This is a genomic window from Mesorhizobium sp. WSM4810, assembly GCF_055811235.1.
This window is the reverse complement of the sequence record NZ_JBVVQV010000013.1, coordinates 113,148-135,722: the sequence shown is the minus strand read 5'-3', so window position 1 is coordinate 135,722 and position 22,575 is coordinate 113,148. Positions and strand designations below refer to the sequence as shown.

The following is a 22,575-nucleotide window of genomic DNA, read 5'->3' as shown; positions in this document are numbered from 1 at the left end:
CGGCCTGGATCATGTCTTCTTCACCGGCATTGCCGAAGCGTCGAGCGCATAAACGCCGGGTCGTCGATACCACTGGACGTAAGCCAGGCGGGCAGCCAGCGCCGCTATAGCCGCCATCATGCCGTAAAACAGCCACATCGCGGCGGCGACGCTGTCGGGATGCAGCCAGAGGCCGAGGAACGTCGTGAAACCTGGCTCGCCGGTTGCGTGCTCGGGAACTGCCGCGGTCACCGGAATGAGCGTGACGGATACATTGTCATAAGTCAGCCCGGCGATGCCTTTGGCCACCAGCATCTTGACCTGAGGGATCAGCTCATTCATCGGAACGGATGCGCGATGCCGGATGAAAACGGAAGCGGACGATGGGACCAGCCGCTGTCTCAGCGGATCGTTTTCGGGCAGGACGAGATGAACGCGCGCGGAAAGCACGCCGTCGATGTCCGAAATCGTCTGCGACAGTTCCTGGCTCAGGCCATAAATCATCGTCGCACGCTCTTCGACCGGCGAGGATACCAGCCCGTCGCGCTTGAACACGTCGCCGAGCGTCTGGAATTCCTGTTTGGGCAACCCGCTTTCGTCGAGAATCGCCATGGCTTCGGCGAAACGGTCCTTCTGTACGGAAACCGTCATTTTGCCGTCCTTGCCCGCCTCGCGTTGGGCCGGGATGCCATGACGCATCAGCGTGGCCACGATCTCGTTGGCCTGCCGCTGGTTGAGGTCGGAATACAGCTCAACCGAGCACGCCTGGAGCACAAGCATGCTCACCACAACGAGCGCGACGCGGCACCGGACGCCGAATCGATTCAATAGTGTCGACCGCCGCGGCAAGGTTGTCGTGTGCACGAACACTCCGTAGGCTTACTGTTGCTTGATCAGCGTGCTGGTGGACGACGTAACGGCCGTTACGCTGCTCGTGACCACTTCGAGATTGGCGGCTGCCCACATCACCGAAATGGATCGTTCGAGCAATTGCTCGGCATTTTTTGCGGTGGCGTTTTCGTCTTCCTTGCCTGACGGGGCCTTGCCTGACGGGACGGTCTTCCCGGCGCCATCCTGCATGGCGGCCGTTTCAGCACTCACGGTGGCATTTGCCTGGGGGGCATTTGCCTGGCCAAGGGCCCTCTGGACCTGCTGCATGGTCCCTTCCAGCGACTGAACCGCAGAACCGAACAATGCAGACGGATCCGTGAGCGCTCCGCCCCCAGCCTTCTCCACCTCGGCCAGATAGTCGAACAGCTTGTGTTCGGCGATCGGCTCCGGCTTTTCCAGTTTGGACGATTGTCCGGCCATCGCCGGATTGGCTCCCGAAGACGACTGCGCCACCTGCTGGCCTGCCCGCGCGGCGACATCACCGCGTTCAGGCATACTGACCTTCGCGGCATCATGTTTTTCCTGATTGGCACCCACCATCCGGTTACCCGGCTGCGCTGTCGTGCCGGCGGTGATCTGCTGCTGCGAAGCCATGCTGGTGGTCAAGTTCGTCAGCGTGGCTTCCAGGGCTCCAATCGGCGCGATTTGCATGAACCTGCCCTCCTGCTTGCTTAGTTCGGTTTGCCGGAGGGAACATTCTGCGCCTCCGCCTGCCTGCCGCGGAAAACGCGGACCGGAACAACTTTGCCAACATCCTGCTTCGCGCTCGGCGCCGCAGGAACTCCCAGTGTTTTCCTGACAAGTTCAACATAGGACGGCGGCCCCGATACCGAGACAACATCGTCTTGCCTGGACACCTTGATCGGAAACTTCGGGTCGATGACCCCCAGCCGCGAAAGCCGATCTTCCGCACCGGCAGCCGTGTTGGCATCAAGCGCGATCATTTCCGTCCGGACCTCAGCTTCGGTCGCGACGTTCATGACGATGCCATCGAAATGCCAGACCAAGCCGTATCGATCGCAAATCTCCTGCAGGAACTCGCGCGCCGTTCCAACCGGCATGCCGGCGCTTAAACGCCCCTTTACGAGTTTGCTGACTCGCATGGGCACCCGCATGTTGCGGCCTAGCTCAACCAGCGCGTCGGCTACCGACTGATCGACGGTGATGTATTTGTACGGGCCGGCAGGCCAGCGCGGTTCGGCGGCGTTGGCCTGCGACGAGGCAAGGCCGAACGCCAGGATCATCGCAAGACCGCAGGCGACAAAAGCAGCCCTGGCTCCCGAGAACCGATCCGCATGGCAGGTGTCGCGTCCCGTCAACATTGGTCCTATCGCAAAGGGACGCACGAGCGATGGCCCGCGTCGCTGGTTTCATGATTTACCCGCCGATTCACTCTATCGTGCACATTGCAGAATTGGAAGTCCAATTGGATTGCGCACGAGCATTTGGTGCCAAATGTTGCGAACCGCCTGCAAAGCGATATGGTGCGCGCTGGAATCAGGTGATCGTCAGCTGGACGCCTGGATGCAGAAGAGATCGGTCTTGGCGGCAATCATGATCCTGCTTGCGAACCTGCCTGTTCCCGTCACGGTTGCGGGACGTAAAGCCCGGGTCGCCCCGCGCCTTAACCAGAGGTTGCGTGCATTTCTGATCGCTGCCCTATCGATTGCCGCGATGGTGCCGGCGCAGGCCCAATCGAATAGCGGTTATGACCCACGAAGCTGGACTTACGATCCGGCAAGAAATGTGCTGGTCTCCCCTTCCGCACCCGACCAGACTTCCGATGGAGAAACCCGGAGCGACTGGTCAGCAACCCCCAGGGAGATCGTGCATTTCAGTGAGGCTCAACCGAAGGGATCGATCGTTATCAGCACCACGGAGCGGCGGCTTTACTACATTTTGGGCAACGGAAGGGCGCTGCGATACGCGGTGGGCGTTGGAAAGGAGGGCTTGGAGTGGGCCGGCCGCGACACGATTTCGAGCAAGAAGACCTGGCCGGACTGGCGGCCGCCGGCCGAAATGCGATCCAGGGAAGCGTCAAATGGCCGCTTCCTGCCTGCCCATGTCGAGGGAGGACCTAACAATCCATTGGGCGCGCGCGCATTGTATATCGGCAACACGCTTTATCGCGTCCACGGCACCAACCAGCCATGGACCGTCGGACAGGCCAACTCCTCCGGTTGCATTCGCATGACCAATGACGACGTCATCGATCTTTATGACCGCGTGAAGATCGGCAGCCAGATCATTGTGCGGCATTGATGGCCGTTCCCGAAAGCCGCAAATGAGTGATTCCCACGTGATACCTTTCAATATCAAGCAGCTCGAAACCTTTCTCCTGGTGGCGACGTTCGGAAGCTTTCGCAGGGCGGCTGAACGCCTGAACACCACGCAGCCGGCGGTGTCCACCCGAATTGCTGGGCTGGAGGAAGCGCTTGGCGCCAAGCTGTTCGAGCGACAGAGCAGCACGGTCAGGCTGACCGCCGAGGGACAACGGCTGCTGCCGCCTGCCCAACGGGTTCTGCGTGTCGCAGAGCGGCTGCAACTGATGGCCAGCTCTCTTTCAGAGACTTCAGAGACGACGAGGGTGCTGAGGCTTGGGGTCGCCGAAACGATCGTGCACACCTGGCTGCCGGATTTCCTCACGGCACTGAAGGCAAACTTTCCGCTTGTCGATACCGATATCGTCGTCGATGCGACGACGACCCTTCGCAACGAACTCATGTCACACCGGCTCGATCTTGCGGTGCTGATGGGCCCTGTCCTGGAGTACAGCATCGAGAATATCGAGATGCCGTCCTTTCCGCTTGTCTGGGTCTGCTCGCCGCAGCTGGAATTGCCTCACCGGCGCAAGGTGACGCTGAGCGACCTGATGCAGTTTCCCATCATCAGCTACGCGCGCACCACGCGACCCTATAGCGAACTCTACCGCAAGCTCACCGGCGAATTCGAGGAGACGCCGCGCATCTTTCCGGCCAACTCGCTGGCCGCTTCCATCACCATGACGCTCAACGGAATCGGCATAGCCTCGCTGCCCGAGGGCGTCGTCCAGGACTATCTCGCAAGCGGAAAACTGCGCATCGTCGAATGCGAATGGCACCCGTCCGACCTGCAGTTCACCGCCTCCTACTCTTCCGAACCCTCCAATCCGATAGCGGAGCGGGCGGCAAAGCTGGCCGGCTGCGTTGCGCATGCCTATGCTGCGAGAACCGACAAGCTCAGGCCCGCGGTTTCTCAGCCGACCAAGGTGGCCGGCAGGTAGATGCGGTCGCCTGAGAAGATCACATCCGGGCTCATTATATGATCCATGTTGAGCACCACCGTCTCGGCCACATCCGCAGAATGGGTCCTGGCGATCAGGCGAATGCTGTCGCCGTTCTTGACCTCGACCCACTGGTAGCCGTCTTGCTCCAGCGTTGGATTGGTGCGGCCCGCAGGGTTGCTGCTGCCGTCGGCATGCGCCTCGACATGATCGCCGGAAACCCAGCCACTATGCATTTCGCCGTCCGGCCCGAAACCTTCGACCGGTATCCAGGCCTCCCCTGACTCGTCTGCCGAAGGCGCGGCGGTCTGCTCGACGAAGCTCCCGGGTTGCAGAACCGTCACCACGGTCGAATCTCCGTCAGGCTGGGTCCGCAAGTTCAGGCCGTCATCGGCCAGCACGGCGAGTTGCGGGAAGTCCTGCGGCGGGGTTTGCGTCCCGGGATCAGGCTGCTCGGTCTGTTCGTCCGGCGGCGCGCCCTCGACACCGGAAGGATCGTTACCCGGCGCGGTCTGTTCGTCCGGTAGCGCGCCATCGACGCCGGAAGGTGCGTCGCCCGGCGCGGTCGGGTCGGTCGGCGGCGTCTTGCCGGTGTTCCATGGCTGGTCGTCCAGCGTATCCCAGGCAAACAGCAGCATGCCGACGCCGAAGGTCACGCCAAGCGCGATGCGATCGGCGATCCCCCAGCGCGCGTCGGACTTTGCCCGGGCGTCGATCTGCTCTGGCGTCCTCGGCACGGCCCGGCGATTGAGCAGATCGGTGCGCGCGGCCGACACCCAGAACTCGGCGCTGCCGACGGTGAACAAGGCGCCCGCCGTCGCGGCCAGCGGCGAGTGCAGGTTCTGTGCCGTGTAGAGAAGGGAGCCGAAGACATAACCAGGACCGGCCAGATGCTCGGCCACGTTCCGCAACACCGGCCGTCCGGCGATCGACTGCAGCGCGGATTTCGTGCCGTAGATCACATTGCCCAGCGAGAAGGAGCCGTTCAACCAGACATTGTCGCCGCGCAGCAGCCCGGCGGCCGAGCCTGGAGACGAGAAGATGAACGACGCCCCGCTCGCGGCATTGAGGGCGCGTCCCAGCGGCTTGTGATTTGCCGTGGCGTTCGGAAAGACCGATTGCGCGCTGAAGACGACGCCGCGCACGCCGAACGCAACGCCCGCAGCCGTCGCGGCCCAATGCGGTGGCAGTATCTGCCATACCGTGTAGGAGGAGCCGGCCATTGGACCAAAGGTCGCGACCAACTGCGCGTTCTCCTTGATGCGGGCGAGGGTCAGCGCCTGATCGACGGCCGCAGTTTGATCCGGCGTCATGATCTTCTTGTGGGTCGCCCGATAAGTGGTCATCTGCAGCACCGAAAGCGCGTTCGTTTGCTCCGTCGACATCCAAGTAAATTGCCTGGGCGTGAACTTGCGCAACTGGCCGGGGCTCAACTCGCCAAGCTGCTTCGGCGTCAGCGCCGCTATCTGCTGTTTCGTCAGCGCCTCGATCTGATGAATGGTCAGCGCGTCAAGCTGCTCCCGCGTCAGTGCCGAGACGTGGCGTGGAGACAGCTTTGCCATTGTCGCAGGATTGCGTGCCGCGACGAGAGCTGGGTCCAGCGCCGCAAACTGGGTGGCATTGAGATGGCTGAATTGGGCAGGCCGCATGGCGGTGACCTGTTCCGGCGTAAGGGCGTTGCGCTGCTCGTCACTGAGCTTGGCGATCTGGTCGGGCGTCAGCTTGCGCACCTGCTCGATGGTCAATCCGGCGAGTTGCTCTTGCGAGAAGGCCGCGACCTGATCCGGCCGCAAGCCGGTGATCCGGCCAGAGGCAACAGCCTGCAATTTGCTTGGCCTGATCGCCTGGAGCTGTTCGCCACCCAGCGCCCGCAACTGCTTCGGTGGAAGCGCGGCAAGCTGATCGAACGTCAACTGCCGGATCTGCTCGGGGCTCAGCGCAGCCACCTGCTCAGGCGCCAGCTTGGCGATGTTCTCCGGCTTGATGGCGTGCAATTGCGGACCGGTCAGCCCGGCAATCTTATCGGCTGCAAGCGCTCTGACCTCCGGCCCGGTCGGTGCCCGCACAGGTTCGGCAAATCCCGGCTCCGCGGCGAAACTCGCCGGAAGCTCAAGGCTGATGATGTTTCCGCTGACGGGGTCAAAAACCGCCCTGCCCCGGTCAGGCGCCGGCGGCCATGTCGCGGCTGTCGGCGTTTCGGCAGCACTATTCTCTGTCGGCGGCGTTTCGCCGGCCACGGCCGGGGCTTCGTGGCCGACCACCGCGGCCACTGGCGGCGGCGGCGCTTCGGCCTGTTCTGGCGCATCCCAGAACTCGTCGGCCGGCCGCAAGATCACCTGCGGGCCTTTTTGTGTCGATCCGCCAGGCGCGACGGCATCCTCATTGCGCGTGAACTCACCGACGAAATTGCCGTCCGGATCCATCATCCGCCAGCCATGGACCTCGTTCCATGGTATGCTGCCGTCGATTGCGGTCTCGTCGACGCGGGCCATGCTGTCGCTGACCGGCCGGCCCGTCGCCTCGAACTCGGTCGGGACGTGGAGGCGCGGCCTACTCGGATTGAGCGTGTAGAGATAGGTATAGCCCTGCTGCCGTGCGGCCCGTGACTCTTCCGAAACGAAAGCCTTGGCGCCCGAGATCGACTGGCTGGTGCCGACGAAACGGCCATGGGTATTGCCCAGCACATAATTGCTCAGGACAATGCCTTGCGGGTTGTCCACCCAGATTCCGGTCGGCGGCGGCGGCGAGAAGCCGCCGGCGTCCCTGATCTCGGTCGGCGCGCGTGTATCGGCGCGGAAAACATAGGGGCCGACATTGCCGCGCAAGGGCCTTGCCGGGTCGCCGGCGCCTTCGACGGGCAGATTGCCTTCGTCGGGAAGGCTCCCCGGCACATGGTCATCGGAAGCACCACGTATCCAGGGCAGCACCACCGGCTCGCCGGTTTCCGGATCGCGATGCAGAATATGCGACTGGTGAGCCAAGGTCGGGTCGTCGCCGCGGAGTTGCGGACCATCCGCAGGCGGCACGTAAACGTTCTCCGCGCTCTTGGGCGGCGTCCCGAGATACCTCACGGTGGCCGTTTCGCCATTCTCGTCCACGATCCGAACCGTTTTTTCCGACGACCCCGGGCCCAGTGCCGGCGGGGTGTCATCCGATGGCCCCAGGCCCAGTGGCGGCGGGGTTCCATCCGGCCGTCCCGAGCCCAGTGCCGGCGGGGTCGGCGGCGAATTGTGCAGCACATCCTGTTCGAGCAGCCGGTTGAGGTAATGCGCCTGCGTGGGCGTCAGCTCGCTGCGGGCCTGCTGGTCCAGCTGTTGCCGCAACGCTTTCCATGCTGGCCGGCTCATGCCGCCTGGCCGTCCGCCGGCGAGTTGGTCCGGATATGGCGCCACGCCCAGTTCCGGGAACACATCCAACACGCGCTGACCAGCGAACCTCAAATCGCCGTGCGGCGATGCCGCAACCTCGGCGAGATAGGCGTCGAGATGCTGCAGAACGTCCGGCGTCAGTTGCCCCCCCGAAGTCTCCAGCGCCGAGAAAACCTTTTGCGCGCCTTCGGAGGATCCGGGATGCGCGCGGGCGGTACGGGCATGCGGGACAACATCCTTCCTCACCGAGCCGAGTTCCACCGTCGTTAGCGGCAATGGCCCATAGTTCAGGGCGAGACCGGCGCCGTGGTCCTTGCGGTCCAGGCGGTTGAGCGGCCCGGCGCCCGTCTCGCGCGGAACGCCCTCGAAGGCGGGGGTGCCGCGCCAGGGTTCCTTGCCGCCTCCGAAGGGCGCCATGACGTTGTAGTTGCGGTAGAGGAGACGATCCTCGAAACCCGGCACCTTGCCTTCGGAGCTATAGTGGCTGGCGCCACCTCTCGCCGCCTCCTCCCAGAAAGAGGCTGCCCGTTGACTGAGCGGGCCAGGCTCCCTGTGCGTATATCCCGGCCGGCCGCCTTCGCCGCCGAGATAGCGCAGCGTGCGATTGACGTAGGCCCCGCTCAGAGAGAAGCCAAAGATGGATAGTGAAACGCCAGCGGCTTTTTCGTTCTGGAACGTGTTCTTCGACAGCATCGGCGCCGATGCGACCCACTGGGCGGAGGGAGCCGCCGCCTCATCATAAGCGAAATTCGGCCGGTATCCATTGACGAAGAGTTTCTGGCCCTTCGCATCGTTGGGATGGACCGGGAGCAGGAAGCCTGTGCCGCCGTCGGGGCCGTTGTTCTTCAGGCTGAGTTCGCCATAGACCTGACGGCTGGGCAGCGGCACTTTGAGGCCGATGCCGAGCATCGATCCGCCGAGCGTGATCGTGCGGCCGCCGGGGCCGAGGATCCACCCGGCAGCCAGCAAGGCGCCGTTGGTCACCACGTCGTTCAGCACGGGGCCGCCCAGGACCTTGGCTTCGTGTTCCTGCAGGAACCAGGAGACAGTGGCGCGGTCGGACCGCCAGACCCCTTGTGCATCGGTGAAGAATGTCGGGGCGCGCCACGAACTCGCCTTGTCGGCATCCAGCAACCGCTCCAGCAGGACGGGCACCTCGCTGTTGATCTCGGTCCCGGCCCTGGGCTTGCTTGCGGGCAGCGCGTTCTCCAGCGCGTGCGCGAGCGACTGGACCGCGGGGTCCGCAGATTTCTGCTGGTTGGCGGCGTAACCGCGCATCTCTCGCCAAAGGTACGACGTCCAGGTGTCGTGGCCGGACAGGACCTCCTCATTGTAGCGGCCTTCCGGCGAAAGCTTGCCGGCGGGTTTGAACGAAGAGCCCGGCTGAAGCTTCGGACCGAAAACCCACGTGCTGCCACTGTCGGCCGCCAGGACCTGCATGAGCGCATCCTGCTGCGCGGCAGTCACGGCCTTGCCGGGCTTGGTGGCGCGCCCCTTGAAAAACGGCGAGGCGGCATTTGCCGCGGCGGCAAGGTTCGGATCGGTGGAGCCTGATGCAGCCTTGAGGTAATCGCCGACGATGCCACGGCCGGGATCGGTCCAGCCGGCTTTTCTTGGCAGCGCCCCTGCGGTAAGGAACTGCTCCCCGCGGGGCAGCCTGGCGTCGGACGACAGGCTGAGTTGGTCGATCACTTCTCCCGGCGACAGATGCGGCAGCTTGCCCTGTGCGCTGAACACCTGGAGGGTCGTCAGGCCGTTCATCGAAAGCTGGCCCGCCGGCTTGGAGCCGGTGAACGGGCTGTTGTGGTCGGCGTTGAGCATTTCGACAAGCGCATGATGCTGGGCCGGCGTCATGTCCGTGCCGGACTGAGGCAAGGCCCTGCCCCCGAGTTGCACTCTGGTCATGGTCACCGCATCGCGGACGACAGGATCGCTGGAGCGTTCGAGAGAATTGAGGTAATCGCCGACGAGTTGCAGCTGCTCGGGCGTCCATATCGGCGCGGGCGTTGCCGCATCGTCGGGAAGCGCCGGCAAGGTCGTGGCCATGGTTTCGCCGAGCGCCGAGCGACGGCTGACTTCAGGATTCTTGGCAGGATCGAACGCATGGACTTCCCGTGCCGGGGTGTTGACCCTGAGCTGGCCGTTCGGCGTGGTTATCGACCCGCGCTTGGCGCGTTCGACGGTCGGGCCGGAACCCAGGTAGCCGGCATCCGTCGCATGCTCGCCCAATGGGACGATGTCGGGGACGATGTCGCGGGTCATGCTCGCCTGCGGGCCGGCGACGACGACCTTGGCCGGCAGGTATTCGCCGCCGGCCTCGACATAGATGTCCTGTCCGGCGGTGACGCCGTCCTGCGGAACCGGCCGGTGATAGATGCTGTCGACCAGTTCGCCGAGCTTCGGATAATCATAGCGAGGCTCGGTATTCAGGTAACGCGTGCCGATGCGCCGCAGGCCGGCTTTGACTGCAGTGAACGTCTGGCCGAAGCTGTACGGGTTTGACGAGCGATTGTTGATGATCGGCGTGCCGTCGGGCCGAACCGGGCTGGGGTGCTCGGTGTCCGTCACGGGCGGTGGCTCGGTGCGGGCCTTATCGGCTGTCCAGCGGCCATCGGCGCCGAGATAAAGAACCGGCAAGGAAGGGTCGAGCTCGACAGGAGCCGGCTCCGGCTCCGGCGCCGCCGTGATCGCCTTGGGTTCGGGTATGGCGACAATCCTCTGCCCTTCCGGCAGGTTGAAATCGACCAGCATCTCGCCGGTATGGCGGTTACCGAGAGTGTAGCGCATCAACGGGCGGCTGCCTTCCGCCCCGCGTGTTTCCGTTTCGGACTGGAGCAGGACCTCGTCCGGGGTGGCCAGCACGGCCGGGTCGGAAGGGCGTGCGCCGTCGAGGTAGCCCGTCTGCTGCGGATCCTTGCCGCTGGTGTAGACGTATTCCGCGGGATTGGGGCTTGGCATGCCGGTGAACGTCTTGGTCGCCGGGTCCCAGACGAGCCGCAAGCCGCTCTCGGCCGGGCGCGTCGTTCCATCGCCGCGGACCGGCGGAACCACAATCGGATCGCCGTCGGCGGGGACGCGCACATTCTGCTCACGCGCTCCCTGGGCGTCTCGGTCGCTGGCATTCTCGGGATCGCCGCGCTCACCCGGGGCGCTCGGCCCTTCATCGTGGACGTTGATAACCGTCCCCTCGATAACGGGGTGACTGGGATCGTGGAAGACCAGCTTGTCGGTCGGGCGATGGACGCCGTCGGTGCCTTGCTCATGCACAACCATCGGCCTCGACGATTGTCCGTCGCCTGATGGATCACCTTTGCCGCCCGTGGGCGGCGGCGGGTTCGGACCGTCGGACTCGCCGGCCGGCAGCGCCCGTGGACCGGTTGGACCGTTAGCCCCTCCCGTGTTGTCAAACCCGTCCCGGGCGCTGAAACCGGCTCCCTGCTGGCCGGATGTTTCGCCGGCCACATCGCCGTCGATGATGATCTCATCCGGGTCCGGCATGACCTGCTCGCCGGTCGGCCTGTAGACACCGTCAGCGCCCATCTCGTAGACGGCCCGCGGTTGCGGCCCCGAATCCGGAAAAGTTCCGCTCCGAGTACCGCCCGTTCCAGGCATGTTGGACAACAGCGAACGGCCGCCCAGCCCCGTGCCGACAGTGCCGACGCCTATGCCCACGACTGCGTTCGCGAGCTCGAGCAGGGACATCTCGCCGCCATGCGCCGCCAGATCTTCCACCGATTTGCCGAGCAACGGAACACCGGCAACCACGGCGCCGGCATCGAGGCTCCACGCAGCGTTGGTCAGCTTGTTGCCGCTTTGCATAAATTCGGTGACCTTACCAGCATAAGAGGCCTCCTCTACGTTCACCTGGAATCGGCCGATTCCCCAGCTGGCATCCTTCATGCGGGTCATCCCGAAGCCGCCCGCGAAAGCCTGGGATCTGGACAGGCTTGTCTTTGCCAAGCCGAATGTGCGCAGGGCACCCGCGCCCACCGGCAGGAACGCAGTTACGCCGGTGGCGATATTCCAACCCGACTGGCTGTCGAAGTCGCCGCCTTGAAGAAGATGCTCACCCTCCCTGACCAGAGCCTTGCCGCCAAGGATTGAACCGGAGCCGATCGCGATGGGAATCGCCCATTGGCCGCCCGGCACGAACGAGACGATGGTGGAGACACCGGCGACGATGCCAAGACCAATGTCGGTAGCCTTGTCCCAGAAATCCACTTTGCGGGCGTCGGCCACTTCCAGTTCGTCGAGCGAAAAACCATCCTCGCCGAGCGACATGTCGCCGCCCTTGGCCATGACCAGATTGCCCTTCTCGCCGAAGAGGCGATTCTCGTGCTGGAATTCATCGAAGGTGCTGTAATATTTACCCGCCCTGTCGACATAGCCGATTTCGTCGCCGCCGCTCTTGATCGCGAACAAAGCCGTCGTCGATTCCTTGCCGCGGTCAAGGGAGAAGATCGGCACGATCTTGACCTCGGCGTCGTCGCCGCCGCGGTCGGTGATTTCTTCGGTGACCTTTTGGACGTCTTCACTCGACGCGTCGAGCCCGAGGGTCTGACCAACGGCAGTGCTGAGTTGGTCCGGCGTATATGTCTCGTATTCGCCGGTGAAGCCGGCCTCGTAGAGGTTCTCGAACTGGACCTGATATCCAGCCAGCGCCTGGTCCTTGTGTTCTTCAAAATACTCGTACTTGAGTTTCGCCTCATGCTCGGCGGAACCGTATTCGAGAAGCTTGGGGTGGCTTGCGGAAAAAGCGTACCAGTCGCGCCCAGCCACCATCGCCGGCCGCACGTTTTCTTCCCAGTCCTCCAATTGGTTCTTTTCGGTCTCCGCTTGGCCTCGATCGATTTCCGCGGCCGCAACTTCGGGGTGCACCCACAGTTTCTGGCCGTCTATTTCGATCTGGACCCACTTGCCGCTGTCGCCGATTGCGCCCGGCCCCTGCTCTTCGTATGCCGCGGCAACCTCCGGCGCGACCCACAGGGCGCGGCCGTTCACCATGATCTTCACCGCCGTCTCGCCCGGCTTGAGCGTGCCAGCGGGCGCCTCTACGGTTCCCGGCCCGTAGTCGGTGATCGCCTGGTCGCGTGCCGTCGTCGCGTCGACGAGCGCCGTTTTCGCATCTCTCAATCCGGCATCAAGCTGATCGACCTGCACGCCGACAACCTTCGACTTGGCCGCGTCCAGCGCCGATTGCGATCCCGTTCCGTTGGCTGTGCATACCGGCGCCGACGATGTGTCTTGCGTCGAGGCCAGCATCTCCTGCCACTGCTTGTTGAGCGGATCGTTGCGGAAATCTTCCCTGATACCCTCGTCGTTGAGGTCATATGTCAGGGCAGATTTATGTACATTGGTGTCATCCCCGTTCTCGTCGGTGAAAGTATAGTTCTCATAGACGGTAACGACATAGAGTTGACCGTTCTCCTCGACTATGTCCTGCGATTCTAGCTTGCCGGTAAAGTCACCATGTCCATTGGTATACCCTCCCCAATCGAAATGGTGCGGGTTCCTTTCCTGTGCCTGCGCAAGCAATTGCTGCTTGAGAGGCTCCATGATTACGGCAAGATCCGCCGCCTCTGCCTGTGCAACCCCATACTCCTGATATGCCTCGGCCAGGGTCACCTGATTGGCCGCGGCCCCCTGGAGCGTTTGCAGACCTTCAAGCCGCTCTTCGATGGCCGTGTATTCTGGGCTTCCAGGCTTGGCATCGGTAAGCTTCAGCTCCAGCTCGGTCGAGCTGATCATTTGATCGATCGTGGCCTTGTTGCCGTTGGCGGTGTGTAGCGAAACGTTTGTAAAGAGCTCGGCGACCTCCGCGTGCGCGGCCTTTCCTTGTTGGTTGGTTTCCTCGGCACTGGGGCCGTCCGGGCTGCTGACAGCCGTCTGGTTGGGATCGCTGAGCGTCGGCAGGTCTACCTGTTTGTCGATCGCTTCGAGAAGTGACGTCTGGCCCTGCTCGTATTCGGCCCGGGCGGTGCTGGCGCTTTCAAGCGCATTGTTGGCGAGGATCAACCGGCTTTGCGCATCTGCCAGTGTGCCCTTCGGCTCGGGCGGCTTCCAATCCAGTCCATAAGGCGCCAACGCCTTGTCGAGCGTTGACTCGGCACCCTCCATGGCGTTCTTGAATTCAGGGTCCAGCGCATAGACGTCGAGCTGTGCCGCGCTCTGCGCAGCCTTTGCTTCTGCGTCACCGAAGTTCGCAATCGCCACGTTCTCGGCTGCGATCGCCTTGGCCACCTCCGGGTCGAACCATTTCCAGCTCCCGTCGACCAGCAATGGCACCCACTTCCCGCCCGAAGGAGCCGTGGGTGACGGTGGGTTGCCGTAGGGACCAACCGACGTGGGGCCACCGTCGAGAGTCGCGCCGGTTGCGTCTTGTCCCGGACCATACAATTCCATTGCAGCGACCACGGCCTGCTGCTTTTCAAGCGCCTCCGTGGTCAGCTCTGGCGTCGCTCCGCCGAATATGCCGTCCAGCATCGTCTTGAGTATCTGGTCTTCCTTGGCCTGTTGCGGGTCACTGCTGTTCGGGTTGATGTCCAGCAGCAGCTCGGCGAGCGCCTGTTGCGCGGTGCCGGCCGCGATATCGGTGACGGCGCCGGTCGTTGCGTTGGTCAGCGTGATCTTGCCGTCCGGCGACGTGGTCATTGTATAGCCGTTGAACGTCACCTCGACGGTGGTGTTGGTACCGCCCTCGATCACCACGGTTTCCCCGGGATGAATAAGGTCGGGATCGCGCGGAGAGGTGAACAGCTCCGGATTGCTCTCGGCGAGATCCTCCAGCGTCACACCATGCGCCTCGGCGATGTCGCTCAGATTGTCACCGGGTTGGACCTCGTAATCGATCGGCTCGCCATCCCCCAGCGTCTCGACAATGGTCTCGGTGCGCCGGCCGTCCTTGTCGACGACGATCGTCGTTTCGGTGTTGTTCTTAGGGTCGACGATGGTGGTGGTCTGCTCGCCGGTCTCGGTGTTGCGCTCGGTGTGGCTGGTCCTGCCATTGCCGTCGACCGTATCGGTCGTCTCGGTATTCCCCTCGATGGTCGTCACCGAAGTCGAACCGTGTTGGTAGTCGTTGTTGTAGGTGACCGTCTTGCCGGTCTCCGGATCCGTGACGACGATCTGCAGGGTTTCGCCCGGGTCGCCGCCCTGCGTCACCTCGAGGCCGGCGGCGTTCAGCTCGGCGATCACCTGCTCGGGCGTGAGATCGCTCGCCTCGGCGATCTCCTCGATGCTCATGCCCTCGGCAAGCTGCTCCTGGATCGACGCCGCGCCCGAGCCGTCGGCGGTCTGGGTCTGCGCCAGGATTACTTCGTCGCCATCCGGCCCCGTGACCGTCGTTACCGGCAAGGCGACGCTGTTGTTGGGCGTTACCGTCTCAACCTTTGCGCCGTTCGGCAGGGCCTTCTCCACCGTGACGGTGCCGTCGGCAGCCGTGTGGGTGGTGGTGGTGATGCCGGTCTGCGGGTTCGACGTGCGTTCGGTGACCGCGCCGTCGCCGAGATCGTCCACCAGCGTGGTCGTGATCGCGCCCGTCTGCGCGTCGACGCTGGTGGTTTCCTTGCGGCCGAGATCGTCACGGATCGGCGATGACGTCGCCTGCATGTCGGGGCCGGTCTCTTCGGTGTAGTAGCCGCCGTGCTGATAATCCTGGTTTTCGGTGATCGTGCGGTCTCCGGCGGTGATCACCACCGTGCGGGTGTCGCCGTTGGCATGCTCGGTCGCTACCGCCGTCATGCCGCCGGCATTCAGAGCCGCCACCACATCCTCGGGAGCCACGCCCTGCTCGGCGGCGATGTTGTCGATGCTTTTGCCACCATCGATCGCCTTGAGGATGTCGTTCGCCTTGGCGTTCGGCGCCTCGACTTTCGGCGCCTTGACTTCCAGCGCTTTGACTTCCGGCGCCTTGACTTCCGGCGAAACAACGAGGTTTGGCGCGCCGCCGAGATCCTGCGTGAAAAGCGCCGGCGCGGCGGTGGCGCCGCCATTGCCGTTTGCCTTGATGACCGCGGCAGGCAGCTCCGGTCCTGGCTGCGCCGGGGCGGTCGACTGTGGCGACGGGGCAGTCGGCTGCGCCGTCGTCAGATCCGCTTTGACCTGCGTCAGCCGCTGGCGGGCGCCCGCGGCCGCGCCGGCCTCGCCCATCTTGTTGGCGAGCCGGATTTCATTTTGCAATTTCGTGGCTTCCGCCTGCAGCCGCGTAATCTGCTCGGCATTGGCCTTTGGATCGACCTTGGGCGGCGGCGGCGGCTTGACGGTGTTAATCGGGCGGATCATCAAACAACCTCCGGAGCCGGTCCAGTCCTGGTTCAGGCAGTCTGCCTGCCGTCAACGCCCCCGCGCCCGACAGTGGAAGCCCCAGAAGCTTACCGGGGCGGCTTCCAATAAATGCCGAAAGCAGCGAGTTGCTCTTCCGACTGTCTTACTCGTTCGGCAGCATTCACTTCAGACTGCACAGCCGTCAGTGCCGCCAGAATCTCGACGGCGGCGAACGCCGGCGCCATGCTGCGAAAGAACGACTGCGAATTTGCCGTAACGATGATGGTCTCCCGCGCGATCCGGGCCAGCGGCGACACGCTGCTGTCGGTGATTGCCACCACGCCGACACCCTGCCTGGCCGACTGGCGCGCCACGTCGATCGTCGTTCGTTCATAAGGCGACATGCCCACAGCAAGGAGCACGTCGCCGCGTCCCGCGCCCTGCAAGGCATCCAGACCATGTCCGCCCATCTCGCCGACAAGCGTCACCTTGCGGTCGCCGCCAGCCAGAAACGACATGATGTGAACGAAGTGGCTGGCGACCGGATAACCGGAGCGCGCGCCGAGACCAAACAGATTGCGTGATCGTGCAAGGAGGTCTGCGGCGGCGATGAATTGCGAGGCATTGCCGTACTCACCCAGACTTGAAACCTGCGCCGCGAGCGTGTCGGCGACAACCCCTGCAGTCGAATATCCGGGAACGCCACCCTGGTCGGCACCCCGTCGCACCGGCTCACCGGCGCCTGTCTCACGCAGCGCGCGCGCATAAAGGCTGCGCATATCCTCATAGCCTTCAAGGCCAAGCCATCGCGCCAACCGCATCATCGTGCTGTGCGAAACGCCGGCCTGATGCGCCTGCTCGCGCATCGACATCAGTGCGACATCCTTAGGATGGTCCAGCACGAAACGCGCGGCGACCCGCAGCTGCGGCGGCATATTCTCGAACCGTTCGACCAACAGCTCCGCCAAAGGACCTTGTTCCATTCTGCCATACCCCATTTACCCCGATGGCAGGTTACTCCTCCAATGGTGGCAATGCAACAGTTGGAACCGAACTGGTTCATATATTCCAAGTGGACTTTCATTTTCGATCACGCTGCCTTAAGCTGCTTTCGCAACCTGTCGGATCGCGTCGACGTGATTCCGGAGTTTGTAACTTGAATGGTCCCTCAAGGAGACAACGATGGCTACCCCTCCCATTACGTCCGGCGCTGCCGGGTCGCCGGAACAGAACCTGGACAAGATGATCAAGCATCAGGAGCGCATGTTTAGCCTCGAGATCACAAAAGAGATCGCGAAGTCCCAACATGACATGCTGATGAGCACCGCGAGGACGCTCGGCCAGTCGGCCGAAAAGGCCTAAGGCGGGATTCTCGAACCATGCGCCGCCGCAAGCACCCGGCGGCGCACGTCCACGGCACGAACGTTTCGATGCCGTTGCCAGGCTGCGTCTGAATTGTCATCAGCGGGAGATGAAGTGGCATGACCGCTCATTCTAACGGCAAAGATTGGGCTAACGGCAAAGATTGGGCTATCGGCCGAACCCCGGCATCGCGACATTCCGTTGCGCTCAGCGTAACGCAGGGATTTCACGCGGGCGCCCAACTTAGTCTGGTCGAGCCTCTGTATACGGTCGGCTCCAGCACGGAGTCCGAAATAGTCCTTAGGGACGCCGGCATCGCGCCGGTCCACGCAAGGTTGCGGCGCAAGGGCAGCCAGATTGAAATCGAAGCCGTCGGCGGCGATGTCACGCTCGCCACCGGCGAAGTCATCCGTGAAGGCCAGGGCCGCCGCTGCAAGCTGCCGCTGTCGATAAGCCTCGGCGATGCCCATATCCGGCTGGTCAACCCGGAACGCCCGCCGAATCGCTGGTCTGTTTCCAATCGCCCCCTGCTGGTTGCGGGCAGCGTTCTCTTTGCTGTCTTCGCTGTTTCCGTCGCCGCCAATGGGTTCTCCTTCGCCGAGCCCGACATTGGCAAAAAGTCATCCGCTCAAGTCGATAAACCGATCACGTTGGCCTTCGCTGGCGAGGCCGGGCAGAGTGTTCTGGACGATCCATCGCCGACACAAGCCCCCAGCGCCGCCGACGCGGAACGCCAGCTCAAGCTGCGCCTCGAGCAATCCGGCATCAGCACATTGACCGTTCAGCAATCACCTGGACGGCTCGTGGTTTCGGGCATGATCGCCAATGACAAGAATGCTGCCTGGGCCGAAACGCAATCCTGGTTCGACCAGGCGTTCGGCGCGCACATCTCCCTCGCCTCCAATGTCATGATCGGCAACGCCGAGCAGGCTCCGCGCCTGAGGCTGCAGGCGATCTGGTATGGCGAGCGGCCCTATGTCATCGCCACCGACGGCGCGCGCTATCATGAGGGCGCATTCACCAATGACGGCTGGACCGTCAAGCGCATTGGCGAGACGGAACTTCTCCTGACGAAGGGCGGCGCCACGGTCGCGCTGAAATATCCGTGAACCGCCGGCTTGAAGGGCCGCGATTCGATACGGCAAGGATGGATACAACTGGCCGCGAGGTGCGGCAGGCGGAAGGCGTGCGTGGTCAGGCAATCAACCGTCGGCGGATGAACGGCGTCGACAAGGCCGCAAGCCGGGCCCAGGGGACGACATCGGCCGCTGGTACGGAAAAGCCAGGAACCGCGGAATTCCAGTCCTCTCGGGGCACGAATAGCGAATCGCTCGACGAGGCGCTCATCAACTTCGTCATGCCTGGTATTCCCGAGCCTGCAATCCTGCGTCGCTCGGTACCCATTCTCCAGCATTTTGTAACGCATCTGGTTGCCGGCCTTGAGGGAGGCGAGCCACTCAAGACACTTGCCAGAACGCTGATGGAGGATGAAATCGAGCGTCATCGCGATCTGCTTGCCCGGATACAGGAAGGAATCTAAACCTGACTGATCCGCATGAAACAGTGCATCTGCTGCATGTCCTGGGTTATCTCTATGGGTGTCACGGGCAGGCAAAGCGGGGCGCGGCCTACCTGCTAATCGCGGCGCAGCTGTCGCCGGGAAATGCCGGCGTTCTGCGCACGCTGGCGCATCTGCTCATACTCGATGGCGAAGCGGACAAGGCGCTTGCCACCATAGCCAGGCTGGAGACGCTGGAGGAAATGGACCACCCGACGCTGGCGTTGCTGAAGAGCCGAGCATTGCTTGTGGCCGGCCGCAAGGCCGAGGCGCACAATGCCTTGCGGAGCTTCCTGTCGCATCGAGCCGCCGAATGACGGTATCGGAACGCCTTCTGGACTTTCTTGCCAAGCTGTCACGCCGCAGCGATCTGGTCATCGCCATCCTGATGCTCGTTGCAGTGGTGATGATGCTGATTCCATTGCCGACCTTCCTCGTCGACATTCTCATCACCGCCAATATCGCCGTCAGCGTGCTCATCCTGCTGGCTTCGTTTTACGTTTCTCATCCGCTCCAGTTCTCGTCGCTGCCATCGGTCATCCTCATCGCCACCTTGTTCCGGCTGGCGATCACGATCACGACCACGCGACTGATCCTGCTCCAGGCCGACGCAGGCGAGATCGTTTCGGCCTTCGGTAGTTTCGTCGTCGGCGGCAGTATTGCCGTGGGCCTCGTCATCTTCCTGATCATCACCGTTGCGCAGTTCATCGTGGTTGCGCGGGGTGCGGAACGCGTTGCCGAAGTTGCCGCGCGCTTCACGCTCGATGCGCTGCCCGGCAAGCAGATGAGCATCGATGCGGAGTTGCGCAACGGAGACATCGATCAGGCGGAGGCACGCAGGCTGCGCCAGCAGCTTGAGCGTGAGAGCCAGTTGTTCGGCGCGATGGATGGCGCCATGAAATTCGTCAAAGGCGACGTCATCGCCGGCATCGTCATCATTCTGGTCAACCTGATCGGTGGTTTCGCGATCGGGACGCTGCAGCACGATATGTCGCTGGGCGACGCCGCCGTGACCTATTCACTGCTCACGGTGGGTGACGGGTTGATCGCGCAGATACCGGCACTGCTTGTCGCCGTGGCCGCCGGCACGATGGTGACGCGCGTCGGCGGTTCGGACGGCACGAGCGACCTTGGCAAGCAAATTACCAGCCAGCTACTACGCGACCCCCGTGCGCTCGCACTCGCCGCGGTGATCATGGTCGGCCTTGCCGTAGTGCCAGGCTTTCCGTCCATTGTGTTCCTGATCCTTGGTGCCTGCTTCGGCGCGGGCGCCTATGCCATCAATCGCCGCACCGCGGGGGAAGCGGAATTCAACGACCTCGGCCAGACCGCCATGGCCGAACAAGCTGGAAAACCGGCATCGCTTTCTTCAACGCCCGTCGCAGCACTGCCTTCTTCATCCCGCATCGTCGTACGTTTCGGAACCGAACTCGGACGCTCGGTCCCGGAACCCGAATTCGCCACGCTTGCTGATGGCGTGCGCCGCGAGCTTTTCGGCGATCTCGGTGTCGACGTTCCGGCTGTCGGCCTGCAGGTCGACGAGAAGCTTTCAGCGAGAAGCATGCGCATCGATCTGGAGGGCGCACCCATCCTGGATGCCGAAATCCCCGCCGGCCGCGTTCTTGTCGAAGCGGACCCAACGCATCTCGATCTGCTCGATGTGACTTACGAAAAGGGTTCTCCGATTGCCGGCCAGCGCAAATTCATGTGGGTCGACGATCGCCACCTTTCGGCGTTGAAGGAAGCCGGATTCGTCTTCTCCACGCCGGCGCAAACAGCGGCCAGATGGACCGGAAATGCACTTCGGCTCTATGCCGGCCATTTCGTCGGGATCCAGGAGACCCGCAGGCTGCTGTCGGACATGGAGCCGGACTATGCGGATCTGGTCAGACAGGTGCAGGAGATCGTGCCGCTGCAGAAAATCGCCGAGGTGCTTCGGCGACTTGTCGGCGAAAACGTGCCGATCCGCAACCTGCGCCTGATCCTCGAAGCGCTGATCGAATGGGGTCAACGCGAACAGGACGTCGTTCTGCTTACGGAATATATCCGCACGTCCTTGAAACGCCAGATCAGCTTCCGCTTCGCTGGCCGTAACAACATCATCGCAGCCTATGTTCTGCAGCGCTCGGCCGAGGATATCCTGCGAAACGCGGTGCAAAGCACATCGACCGGCACGTTCTTGAACCTTTCGGATGACGATGCACAGGCATTGATCGCCGAAATCGAACGAGCCTTGTCGCAGAACGCCACCGATGTCTCACCCGTCGTCCTCGCGGCGATGGATGTACGCCGTCATATGCGAAGCCTGCTCACGCACAATGCCATCGAACTTCCGGTCCTTTCCTTCGGGGAAATCGCACAGGAATTCAACGTCCAGCCATTGGCCACGATATCCGGCCGCTCGGGCGTGGCACGCAACGTCTCTCGGTCGCTGCCATCGGCTGAGGCGAAAGCCGGACAAGAGGCAGCCTCATGATGCCAGCCGGGCGGATTGGGACAATTGGGGGGACTACATGCTCAAGAGGGGAACGGCATGACAATTCACGATACCGCAGCAGGCGTTCGATCCGCCACTTTCGCCGGGCGGATGCGCTGGCTCGCTATCGCGACGGTTGCCGTCTTGCTGGCGTTTTTGTTCACATATACCGACGCTATGGCACAGGATGTGTCGCCATTGCCGAGCCGGCCAACGGTCGACCTGCCGGTCGGGCAAGGACGCCTGCTGCGCTTCAATGAACCCGTCGAATCCGTCCTGATCGCCGACACCACGATCGCGGACCTTCAGGTCGTGTCGCCGGGGATGGTCTATGTCTTCGGCCTAAAACCCGGCCTGACCAACCTCATTGCAATCACGGCCGATGAGCGGGTCGAGGCAACGGCCCAGTTCCGCGTCACCCCCGACGTCACGCCTGCCAACGAAGCGAAAGACGCAATGCAGCCGAACTCGGCGACAAATCTCTCGATTTTCGGGACCCGCATTGTTGCGACCGGCGAGGCACAAGGCGTCGAGGAGGCAACGGATGTCGACAATATCGCCCGCACGTTCTCGCCGCCGGAACAGCCGCCGCTGAACAACATGACCGTGCAGGGGTCGCAGCAGGTCAATATCCGGGTCCGTTTCGCCGAAGTCTCGCGCACTGAGCTGCAGTCCTACGGCGTCGACTGGTCTGTCGGATACAGGAGCGGCGGTTTTGAGTTCAACATGTTCCAGGACAATGGCGTGCCCTCCGGCACCGGCAATCTTGGTTTGAGCATGGACCAGGCGCAGGGCCTCAACTTCGACATTCTCATCGAAGCGCTGCAACGCAACGGCGTTGTCAAGATACTGGCCGAACCGAACCTGACAGCGATGACCGGTCAGACCGCGAGCTTTCTTGCCGGCGGCGAAATCCCGGTTCCGATTCCGCAAGGAACGGACGTCGTTACCGTTCAATACAAGTCGTTCGGCGTTTCCCTCGGGTTCACCCCTACGCTGATCGGCCGCGATCGCATTGCGCTCCATGTTCAGCCGGAAGTCAGTTCCTTGTCGGAAGCAGGCTCAGTCAGCGCCAATGGCTTTGCCATGCCGAGTTTCGTCGTGCGCAGGGCTGACACCACGGTCGAAGTGGCGAGCGGCCAGACCTTTGCGATCGCCGGTCTTTTCCAGCAGCGGACCTCGCGTAATCTGGAAAAGTTTCCGGTCCTCGGCGATGTGCCAGTGCTTGGCCCGCTTTTTCAGTCACAGCGCTTCCAGCGCGAAGAGACGGAACTGGTGATCCTGATCACGCCCTATCTGGTCGAGCCGGTGCGCGACAGCCTCGCCACGCCGCTCGATCGTCCGGCGGCCAAGCGCCACAGGAAGCGCGCCAATGACGCATCGGCGATGGGCCTGATCATCAAGTAGCGGGGAACCG

Annotated in this window: 13 protein-coding genes; 8 read left to right on the top strand and 5 right to left on the bottom strand. The window is 63.1% G+C overall.

The features are described from left to right. Positions 1–9: 9 nt before the first annotated feature. The 3 genes from sctJ to AC0L3O_RS19745 are packed head-to-tail and all read right to left on the bottom strand — an operon-like array spanning position 10 to position 2,192. Entirely contained in the window at positions 10–843 is an 834-nt protein-coding gene (gene sctJ / locus AC0L3O_RS19755; protein WP_473616360.1) for a type III secretion system inner membrane ring lipoprotein SctJ, read from the bottom strand. Positions 844–858: 15 nt separating this feature from the next. Beyond that, the gene (locus AC0L3O_RS19750) at positions 859–1,521 is read right to left on the bottom strand and encodes a hypothetical protein (RefSeq protein ID WP_473616358.1); all 663 of its coding nucleotides are present in this window, start codon (positions 1,519–1,521) and stop codon (positions 859–861) included. A 20-nt stretch (positions 1,522–1,541) separates the two neighbouring features. Next, positions 1,542–2,192: a type III secretion protein gene (locus tag AC0L3O_RS19745; protein WP_287171955.1), complete on the bottom strand. Its 651-nt coding sequence runs from the start codon at positions 2,190–2,192 to the stop codon at positions 1,542–1,544. 220 nt (positions 2,193–2,412) lie between these two features. On the opposite strand from AC0L3O_RS19745, the gene AC0L3O_RS19740 reads away from it, so the two are divergent. Continuing rightward, complete coding sequence (locus AC0L3O_RS19740; RefSeq protein WP_473616356.1) at positions 2,413–3,132, top strand: L,D-transpeptidase; 720 nt, start codon at positions 2,413–2,415, stop codon at positions 3,130–3,132. Between the two features lie 22 nt (positions 3,133–3,154). Continuing rightward, the gene (locus AC0L3O_RS19735) at positions 3,155–4,132 is read left to right on the top strand and encodes a LysR family transcriptional regulator (RefSeq protein ID WP_473616355.1); all 978 of its coding nucleotides are present in this window, start codon (positions 3,155–3,157) and stop codon (positions 4,130–4,132) included. Here AC0L3O_RS19735 and AC0L3O_RS19730 read toward each other — a convergent pair. Beyond that, positions 4,105–15,780, bottom strand: a complete 11,676-nt coding sequence (locus AC0L3O_RS19730; protein ID WP_473616354.1) for a LysM peptidoglycan-binding domain-containing protein — start codon at positions 15,778–15,780, stop codon at positions 4,105–4,107. The two genes, AC0L3O_RS19735 and AC0L3O_RS19730, sit on opposite strands and share 28 nt — an antisense overlap. An 89-nt stretch (positions 15,781–15,869) precedes the next feature. Next, on the bottom strand, positions 15,870–16,730 hold the full coding sequence (locus tag AC0L3O_RS19725; protein WP_473616352.1) for a MurR/RpiR family transcriptional regulator: 861 nt from the start codon (positions 16,728–16,730) through the stop codon (positions 15,870–15,872). A 214-nt stretch (positions 16,731–16,944) separates the two neighbouring features. Between AC0L3O_RS19725 and AC0L3O_RS19720 the strand changes: the two genes are divergently transcribed. From AC0L3O_RS19720 to AC0L3O_RS19695, 6 genes are all read left to right on the top strand, one after another. After that, positions 16,945–17,124, top strand: coding sequence for a hypothetical protein (locus AC0L3O_RS19720; protein WP_023799517.1), 180 nt, complete (start codon positions 16,945–16,947; stop codon positions 17,122–17,124). A gap of 119 nt (positions 17,125–17,243) precedes the next feature. Beyond that, entirely contained in the window at positions 17,244–18,233 is a 990-nt protein-coding gene (locus AC0L3O_RS19715) for a SctD/MshK family protein (protein WP_473616351.1), read from the top strand. Continuing rightward, the gene (locus AC0L3O_RS19710) at positions 18,230–18,664 is read left to right on the top strand and encodes a hypothetical protein (RefSeq protein WP_287258403.1); all 435 of its coding nucleotides are present in this window, start codon (positions 18,230–18,232) and stop codon (positions 18,662–18,664) included. Before AC0L3O_RS19715 ends, AC0L3O_RS19710 begins: the two co-directional genes overlap by 4 nt. 23 nt (positions 18,665–18,687) lie before the next feature. Next, positions 18,688–18,999 carry a tetratricopeptide repeat protein gene (locus AC0L3O_RS19705; protein ID WP_473616350.1) on the top strand — a complete coding sequence of 104 codons (312 nt, stop codon included), beginning with the start codon at positions 18,688–18,690 and terminating at the stop codon, positions 18,997–18,999. Continuing rightward, positions 18,996–21,158: a type III secretion system export apparatus subunit SctV gene (gene sctV, locus AC0L3O_RS19700; protein WP_473616348.1), complete on the top strand. Its 2,163-nt coding sequence runs from the start codon at positions 18,996–18,998 to the stop codon at positions 21,156–21,158. The genes AC0L3O_RS19705 and sctV overlap by 4 nt, the downstream gene beginning before the upstream one ends. 57 nt (positions 21,159–21,215) lie before the next feature. After that, positions 21,216–22,565, top strand: coding sequence for a type II and III secretion system protein family protein (locus AC0L3O_RS19695; protein ID WP_473616347.1), 1,350 nt, complete (start codon positions 21,216–21,218; stop codon positions 22,563–22,565). Positions 22,566–22,575 lie beyond the last annotated feature (10 nt).

Bases quoted from the DNA above. Each gene is read 5' to 3' on its own strand.
- AC0L3O_RS19750 (WP_473616358.1), bottom strand. From the start codon at position 1,521: ATGCAAATCGCGCCGATTGGAGCCCTGGAAGCCACGCTGACGAACTTG.
- AC0L3O_RS19745 (WP_287171955.1), bottom strand. From the start codon at position 2,192: ATGTTGACGGGACGCGACACCTGCCATGCGGATCGGTTCTCGGGAGCC.
- AC0L3O_RS19735 (WP_473616355.1), top strand. From the start codon at position 3,155: ATGAGTGATTCCCACGTGATACCTTTCAATATCAAGCAGCTCGAAACC.
- AC0L3O_RS19730 (WP_473616354.1), bottom strand. From the start codon at position 15,780: ATGATCCGCCCGATTAACACCGTCAAGCCGCCGCCGCCGCCCAAGGTC.
- AC0L3O_RS19720 (WP_023799517.1), top strand. From the start codon at position 16,945: ATGGCTACCCCTCCCATTACGTCCGGCGCTGCCGGGTCGCCGGAACAG.
- AC0L3O_RS19715 (WP_473616351.1), top strand. From the start codon at position 17,244: ATGACCGCTCATTCTAACGGCAAAGATTGGGCTAACGGCAAAGATTGG.
- sctV (WP_473616348.1), top strand. From the start codon at position 18,996: ATGACGGTATCGGAACGCCTTCTGGACTTTCTTGCCAAGCTGTCACGC.
- AC0L3O_RS19695 (WP_473616347.1), top strand. From the start codon at position 21,216: ATGACAATTCACGATACCGCAGCAGGCGTTCGATCCGCCACTTTCGCC.